The sequence below is a fragment of the Enhygromyxa salina genome, from assembly GCF_002994635.1.
In the GTDB taxonomy this organism is placed as follows: domain Bacteria; phylum Myxococcota_A; class Polyangia; order Nannocystales; family Nannocystaceae; genus Plesiocystis; species Plesiocystis salina_B.
This window is the reverse complement of the sequence record NZ_PVNL01000097.1, coordinates 60,543-79,345: the sequence shown is the minus strand read 5'-3', so window position 1 is coordinate 79,345 and position 18,803 is coordinate 60,543. Positions and strand designations below refer to the sequence as shown.

The following is an 18,803-nucleotide window of genomic DNA, read 5'->3' as shown; positions in this document are numbered from 1 at the left end:
GACCGACCAAACGCTTCGCGCTTGTGTTTCTGCGTTCTCGACTCTCTCGCGTTGATCGGTAGGCAACCGCACAGACCAGAGATCATCTCACGTTCTGAGCGTCCCATGATCCGAACATTTCCCAGTCGGCGAGCCTGCGTCGCTCTTCTCATCCTCAAAACAACCGCCCCTGCACCTGCAACCGATCCCACAGCCCCAGCAACACCTCCACATCCAACGCCGCATAGGCCATCTGCCGCTTGCTCAGCGGTCGCCGTGCCCAGTCGCTCTGCTGCTCGCTCTTGTCGAGCTCGATCCCGAGCTCCCGCTCGCACACCACCCCGAGCTTGTGCCCACCCTCGATCTCCCGCCCTCGCCTGGCCCGTGACAGCGCGAGCGTGTCGGCGATGTTTCGGATCTCGACCCCATGCACCGCGAGCACGCTCTTCTCGAAGCTCGCGTTGTGGATCACCTTCACGACCCCCTCGTCCCCGAGCAGCTCGACAAGCGGCTCGAACTCCACGATCTCGAAAGGGTCGATGATGAAGATCTCCTCGCGCGTCCCCAGCTGCACCAAGCACAGGCGCCGCGAGTACAGCGTGGTCTCGACATCCAGCGCGATCGCGTCCTCGTGCCGCAGCCGCTCGCACACATCGCGCAGCTGCTGATCCCCATCGATCCACCGAACCGGCAGCGTAGGCAGCCGTGGCGGCGTGTCGTCGCGCTCGACGGCAACTGGCGGCGCGACATCGTGGGCCGGTGCGCGCCGGACCGCCGCGGGCACGCGAGACAGCCCCACCCCAGCCTCGCCGGTCAGCCACCGCCAGGTCCCGCCGACGTCGAGCAGGTAGTCCGCGACCATCTCCCGTTCGATCCACGGCGGCATCAACGGCTGGAACTTGCTCAAGCGATAGTTCGGCAAGGACGCGGCGATGCTGCGCCAGATCGCGTCGTCACCCCAAAACTCGGGATCCTCGAGCTGCTCCTTGGCCGCGCGGAACGAGTCGACCTCGACCTCGCCGCGGATCCGCAGCACGAAGTTGTCGGGCACGACCTTCCAGCCCGGACTGATCGCCTCGAGCGCGTAGCGAAGGGTCGCGTTGATGCGCCCGCCCGCGAAGGTCCACCAGCGCAGCTCGTCCTCGGCGAACTCCACGATCCCTCCCGGCTGCAGCAGCCCGTCGTTGGCGCGGACACTTTGGTACTGCTCGCGGATCGTCTGCAGCGCATCGCGGGCGTGCGAGTGCAGATACACGTAGTCGTCGTCCGAGCACAGCGTCCGGGCGATCTGCTGGCAGACCTCAAAGCCCAAGAATTGCGGCAAGAACCCGCCCCAGGTTGGCTTGCGACCGCGCGGGGCCGCCTGCACGACCACGCGACGATCGTCGTGCTGCACGGAGATCACCGCCCACGGTCGTCCCGCGAGCAAGAAGCAGCTCACGCCGTCGACCAGCCGATCGACGAACTGCTGGTTGAGCGATCCAAGCAGCTGTCCGTGCGAAGTCTGGACCGAGTAGCTCTTGGGGCTCGAGAACACCGCGTAGAGCTCCATGAAGTTGCGCCGACCAAACCGTCGTTCCGCCTTGGGCCCGATGACGAGCAGCCCGCTGGCCATGCGCAGCCCGCCGTCGCGGAGCATCCACTGGATTAGCCGATCGAACTCGGGCCGTCGGATACCCGCGAAGTCAGGCACCCGCTGTAGGTGCGCCCACGCAGCCTCGGGCGCGACGCCATCGGTCGCCAACGAGAGCGCGAGCAGCTGATGGACGAGTACTGGCCAAGCCCGATCACTGAGTTCGACGGCCTCGACCCAGCGCGTCTTGGCGAGCTCGACCATGGCGAGCGCCTGCAACATCCCGTCGTCGGTCTCGCAAAAGAAGGTCGTGTTAGCGACCGTTCCGTCGCGGCGCCCAGTCCGGCCCATCCGCTGCAAAAACGAGCTGACCGTCGTCGGTGCCTCGGCTTGGAACACGCGGTCGAGGTCACCCACGTCGATGCCGAGCTCGAGCGTGGACGTGCACACGATGCACGCCGAGCTCCCTCGATGAAACCGCTCCTCGGCGAGCTGGCGCTCTTCGGCCGAGACCGAGCTGTGATGCACGAACACCTCGGTTCCGGCGCGCCGCATGTGCTCGGCGACGGCCTCGGCGATCGCCCGCGACTGGCAAAAGAACAGGCTCTTGCCGATCTTGGCCAAGCCCGCAGCCGAGTCGGCCAAGGCCGGCAGCGAGTCGTCACGCAAGACCAGCAGCTCACGCCGCGCGGGCGCATGCGGTGGATCGACGATCGTCCCCGGACGCTTCGAGCTGCCCTGCAACCACCCAACGATCTCGCTCGGGTTGCCCACGGTCGCGCTGAGGCCCACGCGCTGGATGTCGTGGCGTGAGAGCGCAGCGAGCCGCTCGATCACGCTGAGCAAGTGCGCGCCGCGGTCGGACCCGGCCATCGCATGAACCTCATCGATCACGACCACGCGCAGATCCGCGAACAGCTTGGCCTTGTCGATCTTCTGCGAGATCAGCATGACCTCGAGCGACTCAGGCGTGGTCATGAGCAGCTCGCTCGGCTCGCGCAGAAACCGGCGTCGATCGTGGCTCGCCGTATCCCCGTGCCAGACGAAGCGACCGAGACCGACCATCTGCGTGTAGCGATCCAGCCGCTCGGACTGGTTGTTGAGCAGCGCCTTGATCGGTGCGATGTACAGCGCCCCGATCCCTTCCGGTTGATCGCTGACCAGCATCGACAGGACCGGAAACATGCTGGCCTCGGTCTTGCCCCCCGCGGTCGGGGCGAGGATCACCGCGTTGTGGCCGTCGAGCAGCACCTCGCCAGCGAGCTCTTGCACGGGTCGCAGCGACGTCCAGCCGAGCCGAGCGACGATCGCCTGCTGCAAGCGCGGAGCGAAGCGACCGAACACGCTCAAGGGCTCGACCTCACAAGCCCGTCGTCGACTGCGTGACCCGTCGTCGTGCTCACCAGACCTCCTCGGCCGGCATCGGCGTGGCGTCGTCATCCCCAAACTCGGTCACCACCGTGCCGCCGTGCGCGAGCGCGTTCTCCTCTTCGGGCGTCAGCTCCCGCGGCACATAGTCCCGGTCTTTCATCGCCATCGGCTTGTACTTGGGCTCCTGCTGCACGAGGTCCATCTTGTTGATGAACTCCCGGATGAAGTGCCGCGGCACCAAGCCGACGTGCCCGCGAAAGCCCTCGGTCACCTTGTCGACGAGCAGATCGATGAAGTCGTCCGTGATTTCGTCCTTGTGCCGCTGCGGATTCTCGGGCTGATAGAGGTCGCGCAGCGCCCGTGCGACGGCCCGCAGCCGCTCCTTGCCGAAGGGCCGCAACGCGAGCTGCGGCTGGCGGACGTTGGCGAACCCACCCTCCTCCTGGGAGAACCCGATCCGATCGTACAGCGGCGTCAGCCCGGCGACGCCGTGGCGCGAGTCGAAGAAGTCCGGCGTGCCGGTGAAGATCCACAGCAGCCGCTCGTAGCTGCCAGCGTCGTCATAGATCTGCCGAATGCCGTTGAGCGACTTGCCTCGCGAGTCCCGACGCATGCGCAGGATCGTCTCGGCTTCGTCGATCACGATCACCAAGCCCTTGTAGTCGGCAGCGTGGACCATGCCGACGATCCCCCGCAGGTAGGCCATCGCGTCGCGGCTGCTGATCTCCCCGCGAATGTCGGCGATCTTCTTGGCGCTGGCGGCCACGTTGGTGCTGCCCGACAGCCACGACAGCAGCGCCGCGGCCTCGGTCAGCTCGCCGGCCTGCTTGAGCTCGAATACCTTCTGGATCACCCGCACGAACTCGGCGGGCGCCTGGTTGCCGATCATCGAGGTCAGCTCCTCGGCGAGCTTGGCCGCGACCTTCGCGTCGAAGTCGGCGGCGTCGGGGTCGCAGTCGGTGGCGATCAGACCCTCCTCGACCTTGCCGATCCACCGGTCGAGAATGTCGCTCAGCGCCCCGCGTGGGCACGCGGCGGTTCCGAGCGCGCTGACGACCTTGCGGTAGACGTCGTCGAAGCGGTGGAACTTGAGATCGTTGTCCGAGACGACCACGAAGCTGGTCGCAAATCCCTGGTTCTGCGCCTCGAGCACGGCGAGCCGGGCCATGAAGGTCTTGCCGCAGCCGTAGTCGCCGCGCAGGAACTTGACGTAGCCACCGCCTCGGCCGACGAGTTCGAGTTGGCGGCGGATCTCGGCAAGTTCGCGGTCGATGCCGACGGCGTAGCTGTCGAGCCCGCGCTCGGGCACCGCGCCACCGCGCAGCTTCTCGAAGATGTCCTCGATGTCTTGCAGGGTCAGGCTGGTCATTTCTGGCTCCGTTTCACGTATCGCTTGGTTGCGCCGACGATCTCGATCGTCATGGTGAAGGGCGCGATCTTGGCGAGTTCCTCGAAGTTGGCGGCGAAGCGTCGGAACGCGCGCGGCGAGCCGAGCATGGTCGTCGCTTCTTGCTCGTTGATCGCACCGAACTGCTCGATGTGGGCGAACACCCGGCGGACTTTGAGTTCTCCGATGCTGTCGAGCCACTCACGCTCGACCGGCGCGGCGCTCGGCTGTTCTGCTGCGGGTGCAACTGCGGGTGCGGCCGCATCTTCGGCTGCTTGCTTGGCCTCGGTCACGTCGAAGCGACGATCGATGAGCGCGGGCACGATCGCCTGGGTGCCGCTGGGGTGGAACAGTTCGACCTCCACTCGCGCGCCGCGAGGTCCAGTGAGCCGAAACAGCACCCGGAAACGGCGACCGACACGAGCATGCACGACGCCCCCGCGCATCTGGGCGTCGAGGCCCGCCTGGTTGGTGAACGCCCGCGTGCGCTCGTCCCCGACCACCCGCACGTCGAAGTCGACGCTAGGGGGTTCGACGAACTCGAGGCCCATGTTGCCCTCGACCCGCAGTAGCTGCGCGTCGACAAAGTGCATCCCGTCGATGCTGCCCGAGCCGCACAGCTCGAGTTGGTAGCGACGGTCGCTGCCACCGGCCGGCTGCTTGTGCTCGAGCGTGAGCACCGGGATGACGCGCTCCTGCGGGCTGTTGCCACCGTGCACGAAGCTGCTGTCGCCAGCGATCTCGTACACCGCACAGCCGCGTGGGAGCAGGAGGTAGCCCTCGACGTTCTCGTAGGCGAGCGAGCGCAGCGCGACGCTGTACTGCTCGGTGTTCGAAATCGGCACGTCGTAGAGCGCGTAGCGGGCGAGCGCGTCGTGGCCCTGGCCGTGCGCGAGCGTGGCGTCGCCCTTCTCGCGCAGCAAGAATCCGTGGTCCGCAGTGATCACGAAGTTCGTGACCCCGGCCTCGCGCAGCAGCTGCCAGGCCGCCCGGATTCGCAGCAGCTCACCTGCGAACACCGATGGCCCGTCGCCCTTCCCGCCCGCGACGTCGATCCGCGTGCTCAGGACCAGCGCGAGCTTGGCCTGTCCGACGCTCTGACGCACCTCGCTGACGCTCTTGCGTAGCCAGTCGTCGATCGAGTGGCTCGGACACGTCGTCCCTCCGGCCCCACTGGCCATGGCCTTCTTGCGATCATCCGGCGTCTTGTACTGAAAGGTGGCCGTGGAGAGCCCCGCGAAGCGCCGGGCGGGCTTGCCCTTGTTGCTCGCCATCAGCGGACGCAGCTTGCCGGCCTGCGCGATCGGGGCGAGGGCGTTCATGCAGATCTCGGTCACCGTGGGCAGCTCCGCCAGCCGCGGTCGCAGCCGCGCGCCTGCGTCGATCAGCTCGACGAGCTCCGTCGCCATCTCGAAGCGCAGCGCGTCGACCAAGAACAGCGCCGTCTTGCCGGTCCCGACCAACGGTCGCACGACCTCGTCGAACAGCTGCCGCTGTTGCAGCGCTGGCCCCGGCAGCGCTCCCTCGCGCTCGCACAGCGCCGACCACTCGCGCGCGCGCGCGTCCTGCCAGGCCACGTAGATCTTGCGAACGTGCTCGATCGCAAGACGCAGACGATCGGCGTAGGGGAGCTTGCTGAACAACAGCGCGGTGGCTTGCTGGGCGAGTTCGCGGTGCCGTCGGTCGACCTGAGCGCCGCGCTCCACGTAGCTGAGCGTGGCCTCCTCGAGCGAGTTCGCGCTTCGGAATTCGAGCTTGCTCCCCACGACCGCCTGACCGAGCGCCGCGACGGCGGCGATCAGGATCCACGCGCTATCACGACCAAGCTCCCGGCGGACCCAAAAGCTCTCACCCTCGAGCCGCTCGCGCGCCCACTCGGCCGCGTTGTCCCAGTCGCTGTTGTCGAGGGCATCGAGGGCGCCGAGACACAGCTGCTGCTCCTCGAACCGGAAGGTGTCGATCCGGCCGAGCTCGCCGGGCCTACCCGCGGCGAGTTCCTCGGGCAGCCACGCCTCCACATCGCGGGCGAGGCTGTCGTAGGTGCTCGGCGCGGTCTTGCGTAGCCAGCGAGCGACCGGAAAGCATGCATCACGCAGCCGCGCGGGCAGGCTCCCCCTGATCCCGCGCAGGACCGGCGCCCGGACTTCGCGGCGCAGATCATGGACGTACTCGACGCACAGCACCCAGCTCGCCATCACGTCGCCGGCCTGGACCGTGGACACTCGCTCGCGCGGGACCGGATACGCCCAGTCGTCCGGCAGCCCGAGGTGGCTGGCGAGGTGATGCCAGATCGGCCCGAGCTCGGCCGGGCTTGCGAGCGACTTGACCAGCGGCGAACTCGGGTCGAGCAGCGCCGTCGCCAAGCCGGTGAGGCTCATCGCTTGCAGCGTGCCCGTGAGCTCGCCCGACGCCGCCGAGACCTTGGCCGCCATCCAGGCGTCGGCATTGGCCAAGCTCAGGTCATCGCCTTGCTCGGCGAGGAACGCCTCGACCTGGTCTGGCGTGACCTTGCCGATTGCCGCCTCGCGCACCAGCGTGTCGAGGGCCTTGCGCAACATCTTGCCGGCCTTGGCGATCTCGAGCATCGGCGTCTTGGTGACCTCGATGTCCCCGGGGAGGTGAACCAGCACGGGCGACGGATCAATGCTGCCCGCGTGGTGCTCGAGCTCGACCATCAGCTCGAGGTAGCTGCCACGATGGGCCAGCACCGGAGCGACCCAACCACCAGCCTCGCGCAGGGCGTCGACGAGCTCGGTGTAGTGGCGCCGGACGTCGAGCAGCACGACGAGCTGACGACTCCCGATGTCGGCCTCGAGGACCTCGCAGAACTTGGCCGAGACGGGCTTGTGGGTCAGGTCAATCATCTTGTCCGGCGGCTCCGTCGCGGGGTTTGGTTTGCCGTTTCCGAGGCTTCTTCTCGGGTACGGGTGTGATATCATTGATGGTGTGAAGAACAACGCGGAAACCGAAGGCTTCCAGCCTGCGAACCGCCGTGCGCAGGTTCAATTGGCTGAAGAACGGCATGTGCGGCCGGCCCCCCTCTGTGCCCTTGCGCTGAATGACGCCGAAAACGATCTCGCTATGACGGGGCTCGATATCCGCTACGGTCAACTCCGGGTCGCCAGACATCTTCTTCGTCACGGCTTCGCGGAACTGGGGATCCAACAGGTATGCTTCGGCTCCCACCAATCCCTGCGCGAATAGATGGCTCAGCGTTGCTGAACCCGTATACCGCTTCAGGTGAATCATGCGGTATCCGCCATGTAGTTGCTCGAGGAGGTCGCAAAACTCAACTTTGCTTTTCCCGCCACCGTAGGAAATCAGGTGCTCCGCACCATCAAACACCGTAAACCGTGTTCCGGCCAGGGCGGCGACCCGTCGAATGTAGTCAGACTCCTCTCCATCGTCGAAATCCGGGAGGCCAAGGTGTGTAGCGAGGGGAATCCGCTTGTAGTCGCTGTGAACCTCCGCCACAAAGTCTGCGCTAATTTGATACCAGTGTCCGTTGTGGAGCGCATAGCGTTCCGAGCCATCTTCCAACTCCGCCACCAGGCACTTCCACGCGGAAACCCCACGAGCTGTGCCGTCCGACCTGACCATGAACACTCGGCGGTTGCGCAGCTTCTCAATGGTCAACTCTGCCCCCGCCTTGGGTACTCCCAAAAATGTAGCCAGATCAAGCTGATCATGAAGTGTTGCAGATTCAGACGACGAGTACCGAAAGCCGGAGACACTCTCCCAGTCCAGGATGTCCGGGAGCCCAAGCGCGACCTCGGCAGATTGATATTCTCCGCTTGAGAGCATCGCTACCAGGAGGCCGTTCACTTTCGATATTGTTTCTGGGTCATCGATCGCTCTGACATTGTCGACCCATGGAAAGTGCCTCTTGTACGTAAGCGAATCTGCAAGGCCTGCCAGTTGCCCGAGGAGGTTGGGCAACATCGTGGGAGTAATTTTGACGGACGGCAAGGTAATCGCGTCTTTGCCCACGACCCAGGAACCCAGAATTGAGTTCTCGGCTGACGGGTTTCCTGTGACAGCGGACAGCAAGTCTTGCGCCACGTCAATCCCAAAGGTTCGTGTCGGGCCGGGGATCGTCATTTGCTCCCGAGTGCTGCGAGCGAAAGCATCGACACGAGCGTGATCGAGCGATCGTACCTTGTCGGGATCGATTGCATTAAGTGCAACGCGTAGTCCAAACCGGTCCGCGATCGCACGCACAGGGATTAGGTGTCGACCGTCGCCGAAGACGACAGCAAAGGTCCGCGAAGCGACGGAAACTACCAGCACCGCGCCCGCAGATTGAGTGCTGAGCGCTTTCTTGCGCGTTCGCGTTATTTTCTTGATGTCCTTCCACCACAAGACGTCGTGTGCCTTCGCTTGACGCGACACAACAACAGCGTCCAGATCAGCAACTTTGCACATGAAATGTGTGTGGCCTTTTTCGCTCTTGTAGCGAGGATCATTAACTATATCATCGGCGCCAAAGTCGGCGCGAAGCAGATAGACTGTCAGTCGACGGATCGAAGTGTCGGCGATGGATTTTGTAGCGCGGGATGCAGTTTTAGAGGGGGTCATTGGTTGTCCTTCTTGGGTGAAATGTCCTGTTGGTCCTCGGCGCTGGCCTTCTCGAGCTTGCGAGTGCGGCGGGCTCGTTCTTTGGCGAGGATCGCCTCCGCCGTCTGGCTGTGCGCTTTGAGGAGCTCGGCTCGCGCGGCGTCGGACCCGGCCTCGTCGATCGCGAAGTCCGGGGCGATCTCGTCTTGCAGGCGCAGCTCCCAGGCGTAGGCGCGCTCCGGGTGGTACTTCCAAAAGCACTTGTGGGCGACGGCCAGCGACGGGTCGGTCTTACACTTGTCGTCGACGCGCTGCTTGAAGTAGCGCCCTGCGAGGTGGGACCAGTCGTAGTCCTTGCGACCCTCGGCGGTGGCGAGCTGCTTCCACCACTTCTTGGGGTCCTTCCACTGCGGGGTCAGCAGCGGCCACAAGGCGGCGGAGTTGATCATCACGCCGTCGTCCAGGTCGGGATCGTAGACGGCATCGTCGTCGCGCGGGGGCGTCTTGGCGTCGGGCGGCGGCGGGCCTTGCTCGGCGCAGGCGCTGACGTTGGCGATGAACTCGGCGAGTTCGTCGCGCCAGGTGGTGAGATGCTCGAGGCGCTTCTCGGCTGCGCGGGCGGCCTTCTTGTCGGCGCCGTCACGGGTCTTGCGGAGATCGGCGATCTCGCCGTCGAGGCGCAGCTTGGTCGGGTTGAGGTGCTCGGCCAGGAGATAGCGGAGGGTGCCGGCGTGCCAGCGGTGGATGTTGATCCACGCGACGAAGGTCTTGTTCGCGGACGAGAGCGGCCAGTGGATCGGGCGGTTCTCGTACATCGAGCGGTGGACGGCGAAGAAGTCGAGACGCAGGTAGTCGCGCAGGTGCTTGCGCTTGGTGTCGATCGCGGGGGCGTGGTTGGACCAGGCGGTGTGGAGCTGCGCGCAGGCGGGGTGGCCGAGGCCGTCGGTCGTGCTGTCGGCGGGTTGGGTGCCGTCGAGGAACAGGAGGCCGTGCGGGAGGGCGTGGGTGAGGTTGGTGGATGCGGGATCGAGGATGCCTTCGCCGTCGGGGGAGAAGCGGCCGAGGGCGATGCCGAGGGCGTAGCTGATGTGATCGGTGGGGGGCTCGGGGTCGAGTTGTTCTTCGTACGCGGGGAGGGCGGTGTTCTCGGGGCGGTCTACGGCGAGCTGGGCCCATTCTTGGGCGTGACGCCACGGGCTTGGGCCTGGCTGTTTGAACTCGACGGAGGGCTCGCGGTGGGATTCGTGGATGGTGAAACCACGCTCAATCGTTTCGAAAATTTTCTCGTGCCCTGGAATTTTCACATTGGGTAGCCGATTGACGTCCCCTACCTCAAAATGAACGCCCGGATTCAACGCGACGAGAATAGTCTGAGCTAGACTCGAGTTCATAGCGCACACTGCGGCCGCGACGTCGCTAGGAAAAACAGATGCTCCCATATGGCCAAATACGCTTCGGCAGCGAAATGCTCGAGCAGCAAAGTTCGATCCGATGGAGCTAAATGCCACGCCATCATCTCGGAGGTAAAATGCCTCACTCGGAATCCTCTTGGAGTATGAGCCGTAGCGTTCCTCATGAAGCACTTTCATTTCAATGCCATTGCGACCCCACCGCAGTAGAGCGCTGACTGGATCAATCCACTTTTTTCCCGCGGCGCCGTTCACAAACGGAACCCACTCATGCACATTGAGTCCCAAGCCAACATCGAGGCAGAACGTGCGCCCCCTGCACTCAACTGGTTGTCGAACGAACCTCGCGTCACTTGACGTGGCGAGTCCTTGCCTAACCTTCGCACGTTTACCAAGAAGCTCCGTATCTCGAAAAATGCGCAGCGTATTGTCCGTCCACCAGTATATGAGTGGCCATTCGGGGATAATTTTCAGTGTTGCGGGGGTAAATGGCGTTAGCCCTTCCTGGCATTGTATCGCCGCTCGCTTGCGGTGAATCTCCTCCTTCGTCCGAACACGTACTTGGGGATCTCCGGGCGCGAGAGCAATTGAGCGTTGGCCCGCGGACTCTCGCCTGAAGACTGACATGACGACGGGGTTATCTCGCATTCCCTCAAAAGCCCCCCATGAGAGGTCCCCCAACACGGCAAGTCCATGTGTTTCCAGCAGCCAGACACGGAAACTCGAGAATTGTTTAATAAACATCCATGTTCGCATTGTAATCATGGCGCAGCCTCCGCCCGCCCGCGCCAGTCCCAAACCTCGCTGCAAGAACGCCGCATACAAATCTGCCTTCGCCACATCGTATTGACTCCTCACATAGTCTGAATCCGCAATTTTCCCGGTTCCCTGATACGGTGGATTCCCGACCACCAAATGATACGTCCCCTCCTCGAGCATCCGCACAAACCGAACCCCCGCCGCCAGCTGCTCCCCCCGCAACCGCAGCCCGAGATCCGCGCTCCCCGTGTGCTTCCCCAAGAACTCCTCCAACCGTCGCTGCAAGCTCCCCTTCGCCTCATCCAGCGATACCACCTCCCGCCGCAGCAACACCTGCGAGTACCCGCCCCCAAACAAGCTCCCCTGCTCCGCCTTCGCTCGAGTCAGCTCCTCACTGTCGTCCTTCAACACCTCATCGAGCGCATCGCCGATCTTCAGCAAGCTCCCCAGGTGGTCAGCCCCCGCCAGCTTGTCCACCAGCGCGTCCGTCACGTGCCCCGGAACACCAGTATCCGCCTGGACCTGCTCGCGCAGCTCGACCCGGGCCGGATCATCGGCCGCCAGGCTCCCAAGCCGCAGCTTCGACGCCACCAGGTTCATCCGCCCCGGCCGCGCCTGTGCACACACCCGCTGCGCCGCCAACATCAACGCCGCTGCGGCGATCTGCACCGCCCGCGGATCCAGATCAATCCCGTGCAGGTTGTCCGCCAGCACACTCTCGACGATCTCCTTCTCCGCCCAGCTCTCCCCCCGATGCTCGGCCTCCTCACGGTACAGCGCCACCAGCAGCTCAAACGCCACCACCAAAAAGTGCCCCGACCCAACCGCCGGATCGATCAGCTTCACGTCCCGAATCGACTCCGGCGCCAACCCAGGCGCGTCCGCGGGGATCGGCTGCTCGACGTAGTACGCCCACCGCCGCTCCTCATCCGAGTGCAGCGGCATCAACTCCGTCAGCTCGACCTCCCCCGCGTCCCGCTTCGCCCGCCAGTCCACGCGCCGCGCTTCCAGCCGCGCCAGCGTCCCGTCGGCGACGACCTTCGGCGTCCATTCGTGCTTCTGACACATCGCCAGCCACAGCGGCCCAATGCTGTTCTGCAGCAGCCAGTCCACCATGTAGCGCTCGGTGAACATCTGCGTCTTGCTGGCGATCTCGTCGGGCGCCACCTTGCCGCCCGCGTTCAGCTTCGCGTCGATCTCTTCGCGCTTGGGGTCATTCCAGTACTGGTAGACCCACCCCAGCGTCATGTCGTCGGTCCAGCAGCTCTCGAGCTCCGGCTCGTCGAGCGCCTCGATCACGTGCCGCAGCGTCGACCAGCGCATCGGCACCAGCTCACTCAGGCCAGTGCGCCCAAACAACCCGGGCAGATCGAGCGCGAGCTCGTCGAACACCAACCCGAGCACGAACATGTACCCGTCGCTGTCGTCGCCGTCCTCATGCCCGACCAGCGCCTGCGCCAGATCGCGAAAGTCCGAGTACATGCTCGACGCCAGCCCGCCCGTGAGCAGCTTGGTCGGGCGAAGCTTCATGCCCTCGAGCAAGCGCAGGTAGACCAGCCGGTTGAGCCAGGTGTAGGCCGCCTCCTCGACGACCTCCGCGCGAAAGCGCGGCACCTTGGCTTCCACGGCCTTGTTCCGATCCTTGTCGCCCTTGAACTTCTTGTCCTTCAGCGCCGCCCGGGCCTGCTCGCGGGCCCAGTCGTCGAGCCGCGCGCGTCGCTTCGCCCGGGCCTCCGAGAGCTTGGCCTGCTCGGCCGAGGTGATCCCGAGGTTGTACTCGCCGCGCAGCGCATCGCCGAGATCGGCCAGCAGCCGCTCGCGCAGCGCACGGATCGTTTTCGAGAGCTTGGCCTTGGCCTCGGGGGTCATCACGGTCATGGAAGTTCGTCGGCTCTCAGCTCAGGCGCAAGCGGACCTTGTCGGCCTTGTCGAGCTGCGCGAGCAGGCGCGTGCGGATCTCGTCGAGGAGCGCGTCGATGTCGTCTGCGCTGCGGATCTCCCGGTCGAGCAGCTCGAGGCTGACACGGATCACGAGCTCGCCGCTGGACTTGCTCACGAAGCTGTCGAGCTTGGTCTCGGCCTCGCGCTTCGCGTCCACGAGGCGCCGCGCGAAGCTATCGCTCAGCCCGGCGAGCGAGGGATACACGGCCTCCTCGGTGGTCTCGGTCTTGGCGGCGTTGAGCGGACGCAGCACGGCTTGGCGCTCGTCGTCACTGAGCGTCGCCATGTCGGGCCGGGCCTTGAGCTCCTGACGGGCCTCGTCGAGCAGCCGCTGCTCCTCCACTAGCCGATGCGATCGCTCGGCCCGATAGGCTTCGCGCAGGGCGTCGACGTCGTCGCTGACGCCCTCGACGTCCTTCCACGGCCGGTCGCTGCGCAGCTGCTCCGCGATGCGCTCGCCGGCCTGCCCGAGCTCGACGGTCAGCGCCTTGACCGCCTCGAGCTGCTGGTGGTGGTGCTTCATGACCTCGTCCGCCCGGTTGACCTCGGCGATCATCGCCTCGCTCAGCGCCGTGTCGAACTCGCGAAGCATCGCCGCGCCCTCGCGCAGGGCCTCGAGGTGCCGGACTAAGGCCAGCACCGTGGGCTCGATCTGCCGCGTGCGCAGGCAGTCCTCGAACACCTTGCGCAGGTTCTGGAGCGCGGCCGGGGCCTCGGGGCGATTGGGGAGCCGGTTGAGGCGGCGCTCGACCCCGGCGAGATCGTTGTTGAGCGGCGGCAGCAGCTGGCCGATCGCGTCGGCGATCGGCTCGTTCTCTGGCTCGACCTCGCGGAGGAACTGCTTGAGAAACAGCGCGCGGATCTTGGCCCGGTCCTGGACCTTGATCTTCTGCTCGCCGGCCGGAAACAGGTCGGTGGTCTTGAACGCGCGATCGCCCTTGAACAGATCCTGCACCCCGGGGTCGCCGATCGATGTGAGCTGATCACCGCCGCTGGGGACCAGCCGGAGCTTGCCCGCGTGGAGCAGCCCCGCCACGCACGCCTTGACCACGCCCGCCGGGAAGCCGTAGGGCGACGCGGCGAACTGCTTGAGCAGGTTGGCGCCCGAGATGCCCTGCTGCCGCTCGACGACCTCGAGTACGCGCTTGGGGATCGGACCGTCACAGCTCGCCACGATCCGACCGGCGTCCTCGCTGAGGATCCCCAGCTCGCCCTCGAAGAACTTGCGGTTGGGACCCGACAGCGGCGTGACCGTGAGCTGGGCGAGCTCGCCGGCCGTCACCTGCGTCGGTGAGAAGTGCGGGTAGATCTCGGGCAGGCGCTTGTTGCCGGCCGTCACCAACGCGCCCTTGAACGATGAGGCCAACTCGGCCGGATCGCTGTCGGAGCCGTCGAAGTAGATGCGCCCGGCCACGAACGCCTCGGCCACGGCCTCGCCGAGTTTTGCGTGCAAATCCTCTTCGCGGTCCTCTTCCTCCCGCAACAGATTTCGCTTGCTCAGGTCATCGCTGCCCTTGAATAGCCGCCGCATCCGTCGCGAGCGACCGAGCTCCCCGGCCAGCGCGTCGACGCGCTGATCCGGGCCGACCACCCAGATCAGCCGACGGTTGAACGTGGACTCGGCGCTGCGGTTGATCCACGTGGCCGAGTCCTGGGCAGCCGTCGGCACGTAGCGAAAATCGATGACGATCGGCGCCTCCTCCCGCGAGGAACTCTGGAACGGCTGCTGGTCGTGGGTGTGCTCGGTGCTGAACAAGCCCAGCCATGGAAACCCGCGCCCGAGCAGATGCGGCCTGCCTGCGTCGCCGACGAGGTTTTGCAGGGCTTCGCGGACGAACTCCGCCCGTTCCTCTTGTGGCACCCTGATGTTGCGGCGGTCGGCCTCCCAGTCTTGCCCGGCCGAGGACTGGATCTTGTAGCCACGCCGCTCCGAGTAGCCCAGCAGGTTCTCCCGGCGCAGCAGCTCGAGCGCCTCGCGGACCGCCGGCTCATTGTCGCCGTCGCTAATGTCCGCGTAGAGGCACGACGCGACCAGCTTGCTGTCGGTCGCTAGCCCGCGGTTCTCCTCGTCGCCCTGCAGAAGCTCGAGCAGCGCGACCGCCTTGGCGCAGCGGGCCACGAGTTCGAGGTTGGCCTCGGGATTGGGCTTGTCGCAAAACCGCCAGACCCGGGCGAGGGTCTGCTGGACGTCGGCGTCGAGGGCAGTGCCCTGGACGTCGAAGATCTTGTCGATCGTGATGAGCTGGCCGACCTCGGCGTCGGCGAGCCCGTGTGAGCGAAACAGCTCACCGAGCAGCTGCAGCAGCCCGCGGATCGCATGGTCGTCGCCCTGCGAGCGACGCGAGCGGGTCCGCAGCGCCGACGTGATCTTCATGATCAGGTCGATGTGCTCGGGCAGCATCGGGTAGATGTCGACGAACTCCGCTTGCGTGATGTCCGAGCAGCCGTAGGCGTAGAGCTTGAGGTTGCTGCTGTAGCGCTCGTACAGCTCGCGCAGCACGGACTCCTGGGCGGGCTTCTTTTGTAGGAGCCGCTTATGGACGACGTCGCGGATATTGACCGTGTCGAGGTGCACCCGCAGGGCCGGCGGGAACCGGTCCTTCATCTTGCCGAGGATGTTGCCGTCGTTCTGATCGTCGAGCTGCTGCTGGCCGGTCGCCAGCAGCCACGCGCGCCCGCGCAAGCGCTGGCCGAGCGCGCTGACCAGCGACTGCAAGGCCAGCATGCGGTTGTGGTCCTGGAAGATGTACTGCGAGACCTCGTCGATGACGATGAACAGGGTCGTGCCCGGCTTTGCCCGATTGTTGAGCATGTCGGCGATCGCCCGCGCGGCCTGATCGGCCGAGTAGGGATTGATCGTCTGGCCCGCCCGCGCGCCGACCCAGTCCATCGGGTCGATGTAGGTCTCCGGGAACAGGTGATGCAGGATCGTCGAGAATTTGTCCTCGACCAGGTGCGAGGTCTGAATCTCGGACCACGGCTGGCCGAACACCTCGCGCACCTTGGCCTCGAACTGCGTGAACAGATCCTCGCGCTCGAGCTTGAGCTCGTAGTCGGCGACCATGGGCTCCTTCTCGCAGTAGCCCAGCCGGGCCTGGACCTGGCGCACCACCGCCGAGTGGATGTGCTCGTCGCCGCGCGAGACCCCGCCGATGTCGAACACGACCGCGATCGGTTCCCCGATCTTGCCGAGCAGCTCGCCCCACGCCTCATGCAGATCGGCCGCTGCGTCGGAGGTGTCGCGGGCCAGCCAAGCGTCGACGAGCGGGCTGCCGTCGGGCAGGCGCTTGTCGTCGAGGGACAGCCCGAGCAGCTTGGCGAAGCTCGACTTACCTGATCCGTAGAAGCCAGAGATCCATGCAGCCGGCAGATCGGGGCCGTCGGGCTTGTCGAACTCCCGGCGGATGTTGGTCAGCAGCCGGACGTAGTGCTCGTGGATGCCCTTCTTGCCCCAATGCGGATGACCCTCGGGCCAGCCACCGGTGATGATGTATTCGCGGACTTCGCTGGCGAGCTTCTGCGGGGATTGTTCATGAAAGTAGACGACCGGCGGGATGTCGCGCGTGACGCTGGATTTGAACAGCTCGTAGATCTTCATGAATGCTCTATCCGTAGATGCGCGGCCGGTAATCTTTGTCGGGCTTGAACTGGCCCATGAAGCTCAGCGCCGTGTCGCTCACGCGCACGCCCGGGTACAGGAGCACCACGGGTACCTGCTTGGTGTGACCGTCGATGTGCTTGAGCAGCGCCGAGTTGCGGAAGAACGGATACAGGGCGCCCGCGCGGCCGATCAGCACGAGCGTGCGCTCGGCCTTGTCTGGATTTTGGGCCACGAACTGTTGGATCTCGCGGATGACGTCCTTCGCTATCCCGTCGGGCCCTTCGACCTCGTGGATGATCTTCCCCTCGAGCGCGTTGAGCCCTCGCTGCGGGTGGCGGGCCGCGGTCTTCTTTTCGTGCGCGATCAGCCACTCGATCCCGCCCTCCATGCGACGTAGACGGTCGAGCAGCAGCTGTTGCAGCGAGATCGTCTTGACGACCCAGCCGGCCTGCTCGAGGTTGAAGTTGAGTCTTTGGACCTCGCCCCGGAGCGCGAACTCTTTTTCGGGCGGATACACGACGATGCAGAACCGATAGTTGCGCATCGTGCTGATCCGCGGCCCGTCCTCGTGGATCAGGTCGCTCTCGAGTTCGGCGAAGGTGGTCGACAGGCTCATGCGGCGGCTCGTGTGTGGCGGACCCAGTCGGTCAGGGACTCGTAGTCCCAGGAAAAATCGGTGATGTCACCGACGCGCCGGCAGGATACACCGACGACGGCGCGGAGCTTGTCGTCGACCACGCTGCCCTCGAGCCCGACCGAGCGCAGGTAGGGATTTTGGTGGAGACTGCCCTCGAACTCCACGCCACGCAGCAGGTACATGAGGTAGCCGAGGGCCGCAGGGGGGACTCGGGGGAGCATGAGCGCTCTCGGATCGCGGGTCGTCGCTACGAGCCCGGCGGCGTGCGCTGCCGAGAGCAGCTTGCTAGCGAAGCCGGCCCGCGTCGCGGGGCTCCAGCGCGCGTCGACGTCCAGATCGTTCATCCACCGGAGGACGAGGGGGCGGGTGATCGTGTCGCGGCCGCTCGCGCGGCGCTCGGGCAGGAACTCGCCTGTGAAGCGGCGGTAGATCGGGTCGCAAAGCTGCAGGTGCCAGTGGCAGATCGCGATCCGCGTCACGCGGTCGACGTCCGCCCACGCGTGCAGGGCATCGAGAGCACCTGGGAACGCGGCGAAGCGAGCCCGGAACGCGTTGATCAGGTCGCGCACGCGGGGCATCGACTTGGTGCCGAACCAAAACTCGACGAACGCTCGCTCGGCTTCGTCGTCCATCGTCATCGAGTCTGGGCTCGTCACGCGCTGCCAGTAGCCCCGCGAGTTTTCGACCTCGAGCGTGACGCGTAGGAGCTGGGTGTGCGGCTCCTTGGCCTCGGGGACGCGGTCAGGCATGACGGAAGTGCGGGCAAGGGTAACTGTCCGTCAGAGGAAATAGCGCGTGAACCAGGCGCCGCGCGATCTCGACGGGATCATCGGGGACTGCGGTCAATCGCCGGCCCGTGGGCTCGTTGGCCGTCCGGGGCGCGGTCCCGCGCTTCGCCCACGCGGCGAAGGCGTCGGGGTTCCACGTGGGGAGGAGATCCGCGAGCTCGGGGAGCGCTTGGGTGGGGGTGCTGCCGGAGCGCTTGTGGTGGGCGAGACGATCCGCGAGCTGCTCGTCGAGCTCGAAGCCGAGGCTGAACAGGGAGCGGAGACGGTCGGGGTTGGCGTCGCGGCTGCGGGCGGCGACGTCGGTGCGGCGCGCGGCTTCGCGCGCGACCTCGAGGGCGGACCACTGGGCGGTGCGGGGGGTGAGGCGGGCGAAGTAGTCGAGGCCGCCGTACTCGCTGACCATGTCCGTGGACCACCAGGCTAGGCGGGGGTGATCGCTGGATTGCTCCCCGGCGTAGGCTACGGCGAGCTGGAGCGTCAGCAGGGTGTCGAGGTCTGTCTCGGGGAGCATGACGGGGCCGGGAGGATCGCCAATGGTTGCCGGGAGGGCAAGCCTGGCTACGTGCCGCCCCGGGGCCGTGATGGCCGCTACGAAGTTGATCGACGCCCGGCCCGGGTTTGACTGTTGGCCGGCCCAGAATGGGCCGCTTTTGCTCACAGCTTTGGACTGAACCCACCGCTCGGCCCGAGCACAGGCGACATCTGCACGGCTCGCCCGCGACGGGTGGCGCTACCCTCGGTATTGGTGGAGAATCGGCAACGTGAGTGCACCAATGGACGCCCCGCAAGCCGCGATCGTCC

9 protein-coding genes are annotated in these 18,803 nt (G+C 65.7%); all 9 read right to left on the bottom strand.

From position 1 onward, the window contains the following. Positions 1-154: 154 nt before the first annotated feature. Genes ENSA7_RS24085 through brxE form a run of 9 tightly spaced genes read right to left on the bottom strand, consistent with a single transcriptional unit; the run spans position 155 to position 18,513 of the window. Positions 155-2,896, bottom strand: coding sequence for a DEAD/DEAH box helicase (locus tag ENSA7_RS24085; RefSeq protein WP_244923894.1), 2,742 nt, complete (start codon positions 2,894-2,896; stop codon positions 155-157). A 55-nt stretch (positions 2,897-2,951) separates the two neighbouring features. After that, positions 2,952-4,292: a BREX system ATP-binding protein BrxD gene (gene brxD / locus ENSA7_RS24080; RefSeq protein ID WP_106091685.1), complete on the bottom strand. Its 1,341-nt coding sequence runs from the start codon at positions 4,290-4,292 to the stop codon at positions 2,952-2,954. After that, the gene (gene pglZ / locus ENSA7_RS24075) at positions 4,289-7,174 is read right to left on the bottom strand and encodes a BREX-6 system phosphatase PglZ (RefSeq protein WP_181234048.1); all 2,886 of its coding nucleotides are present in this window, start codon (positions 7,172-7,174) and stop codon (positions 4,289-4,291) included. The genes brxD and pglZ overlap by 4 nt, the downstream gene beginning before the upstream one ends. Then, complete coding sequence (locus tag ENSA7_RS24070) at positions 7,167-8,888, bottom strand: DUF6119 family protein (protein ID WP_106091683.1); 1,722 nt, start codon at positions 8,886-8,888, stop codon at positions 7,167-7,169. Before ENSA7_RS24070 ends, pglZ begins: the two co-directional genes overlap by 8 nt. Beyond that, a complete protein-coding gene (gene pglX / locus ENSA7_RS24065) occupies positions 8,885-12,913 on the bottom strand; it encodes a BREX-6 system adenine-specific DNA-methyltransferase PglX (protein WP_106091682.1) in 4,029 nt (1,342 codons plus the stop codon). The genes ENSA7_RS24070 and pglX overlap by 4 nt, the downstream gene beginning before the upstream one ends. A 16-nt stretch (positions 12,914-12,929) precedes the next feature. Next, entirely contained in the window at positions 12,930-16,574 is a 3,645-nt protein-coding gene (brxC, locus tag ENSA7_RS24060) for a BREX system P-loop protein BrxC (protein WP_106091681.1), read from the bottom strand. A 7-nt stretch (positions 16,575-16,581) separates the two neighbouring features. Then, entirely contained in the window at positions 16,582-17,193 is a 612-nt protein-coding gene (locus tag ENSA7_RS24055; protein WP_106091680.1) for a BREX protein BrxB domain-containing protein, read from the bottom strand. Next, on the bottom strand, positions 17,190-17,963 hold the full coding sequence (locus ENSA7_RS24050; protein WP_106091679.1) for a DUF1819 domain-containing protein: 774 nt from the start codon (positions 17,961-17,963) through the stop codon (positions 17,190-17,192). The genes ENSA7_RS24055 and ENSA7_RS24050 overlap by 4 nt, the downstream gene beginning before the upstream one ends. Continuing rightward, complete coding sequence (gene brxE / locus ENSA7_RS24045) at positions 17,956-18,513, bottom strand: BREX-6 system BrxE protein (protein WP_106091678.1); 558 nt, start codon at positions 18,511-18,513, stop codon at positions 17,956-17,958. Before brxE ends, ENSA7_RS24050 begins: the two co-directional genes overlap by 8 nt. Between the last annotated feature and the right edge of the window lie 290 nt (positions 18,514-18,803).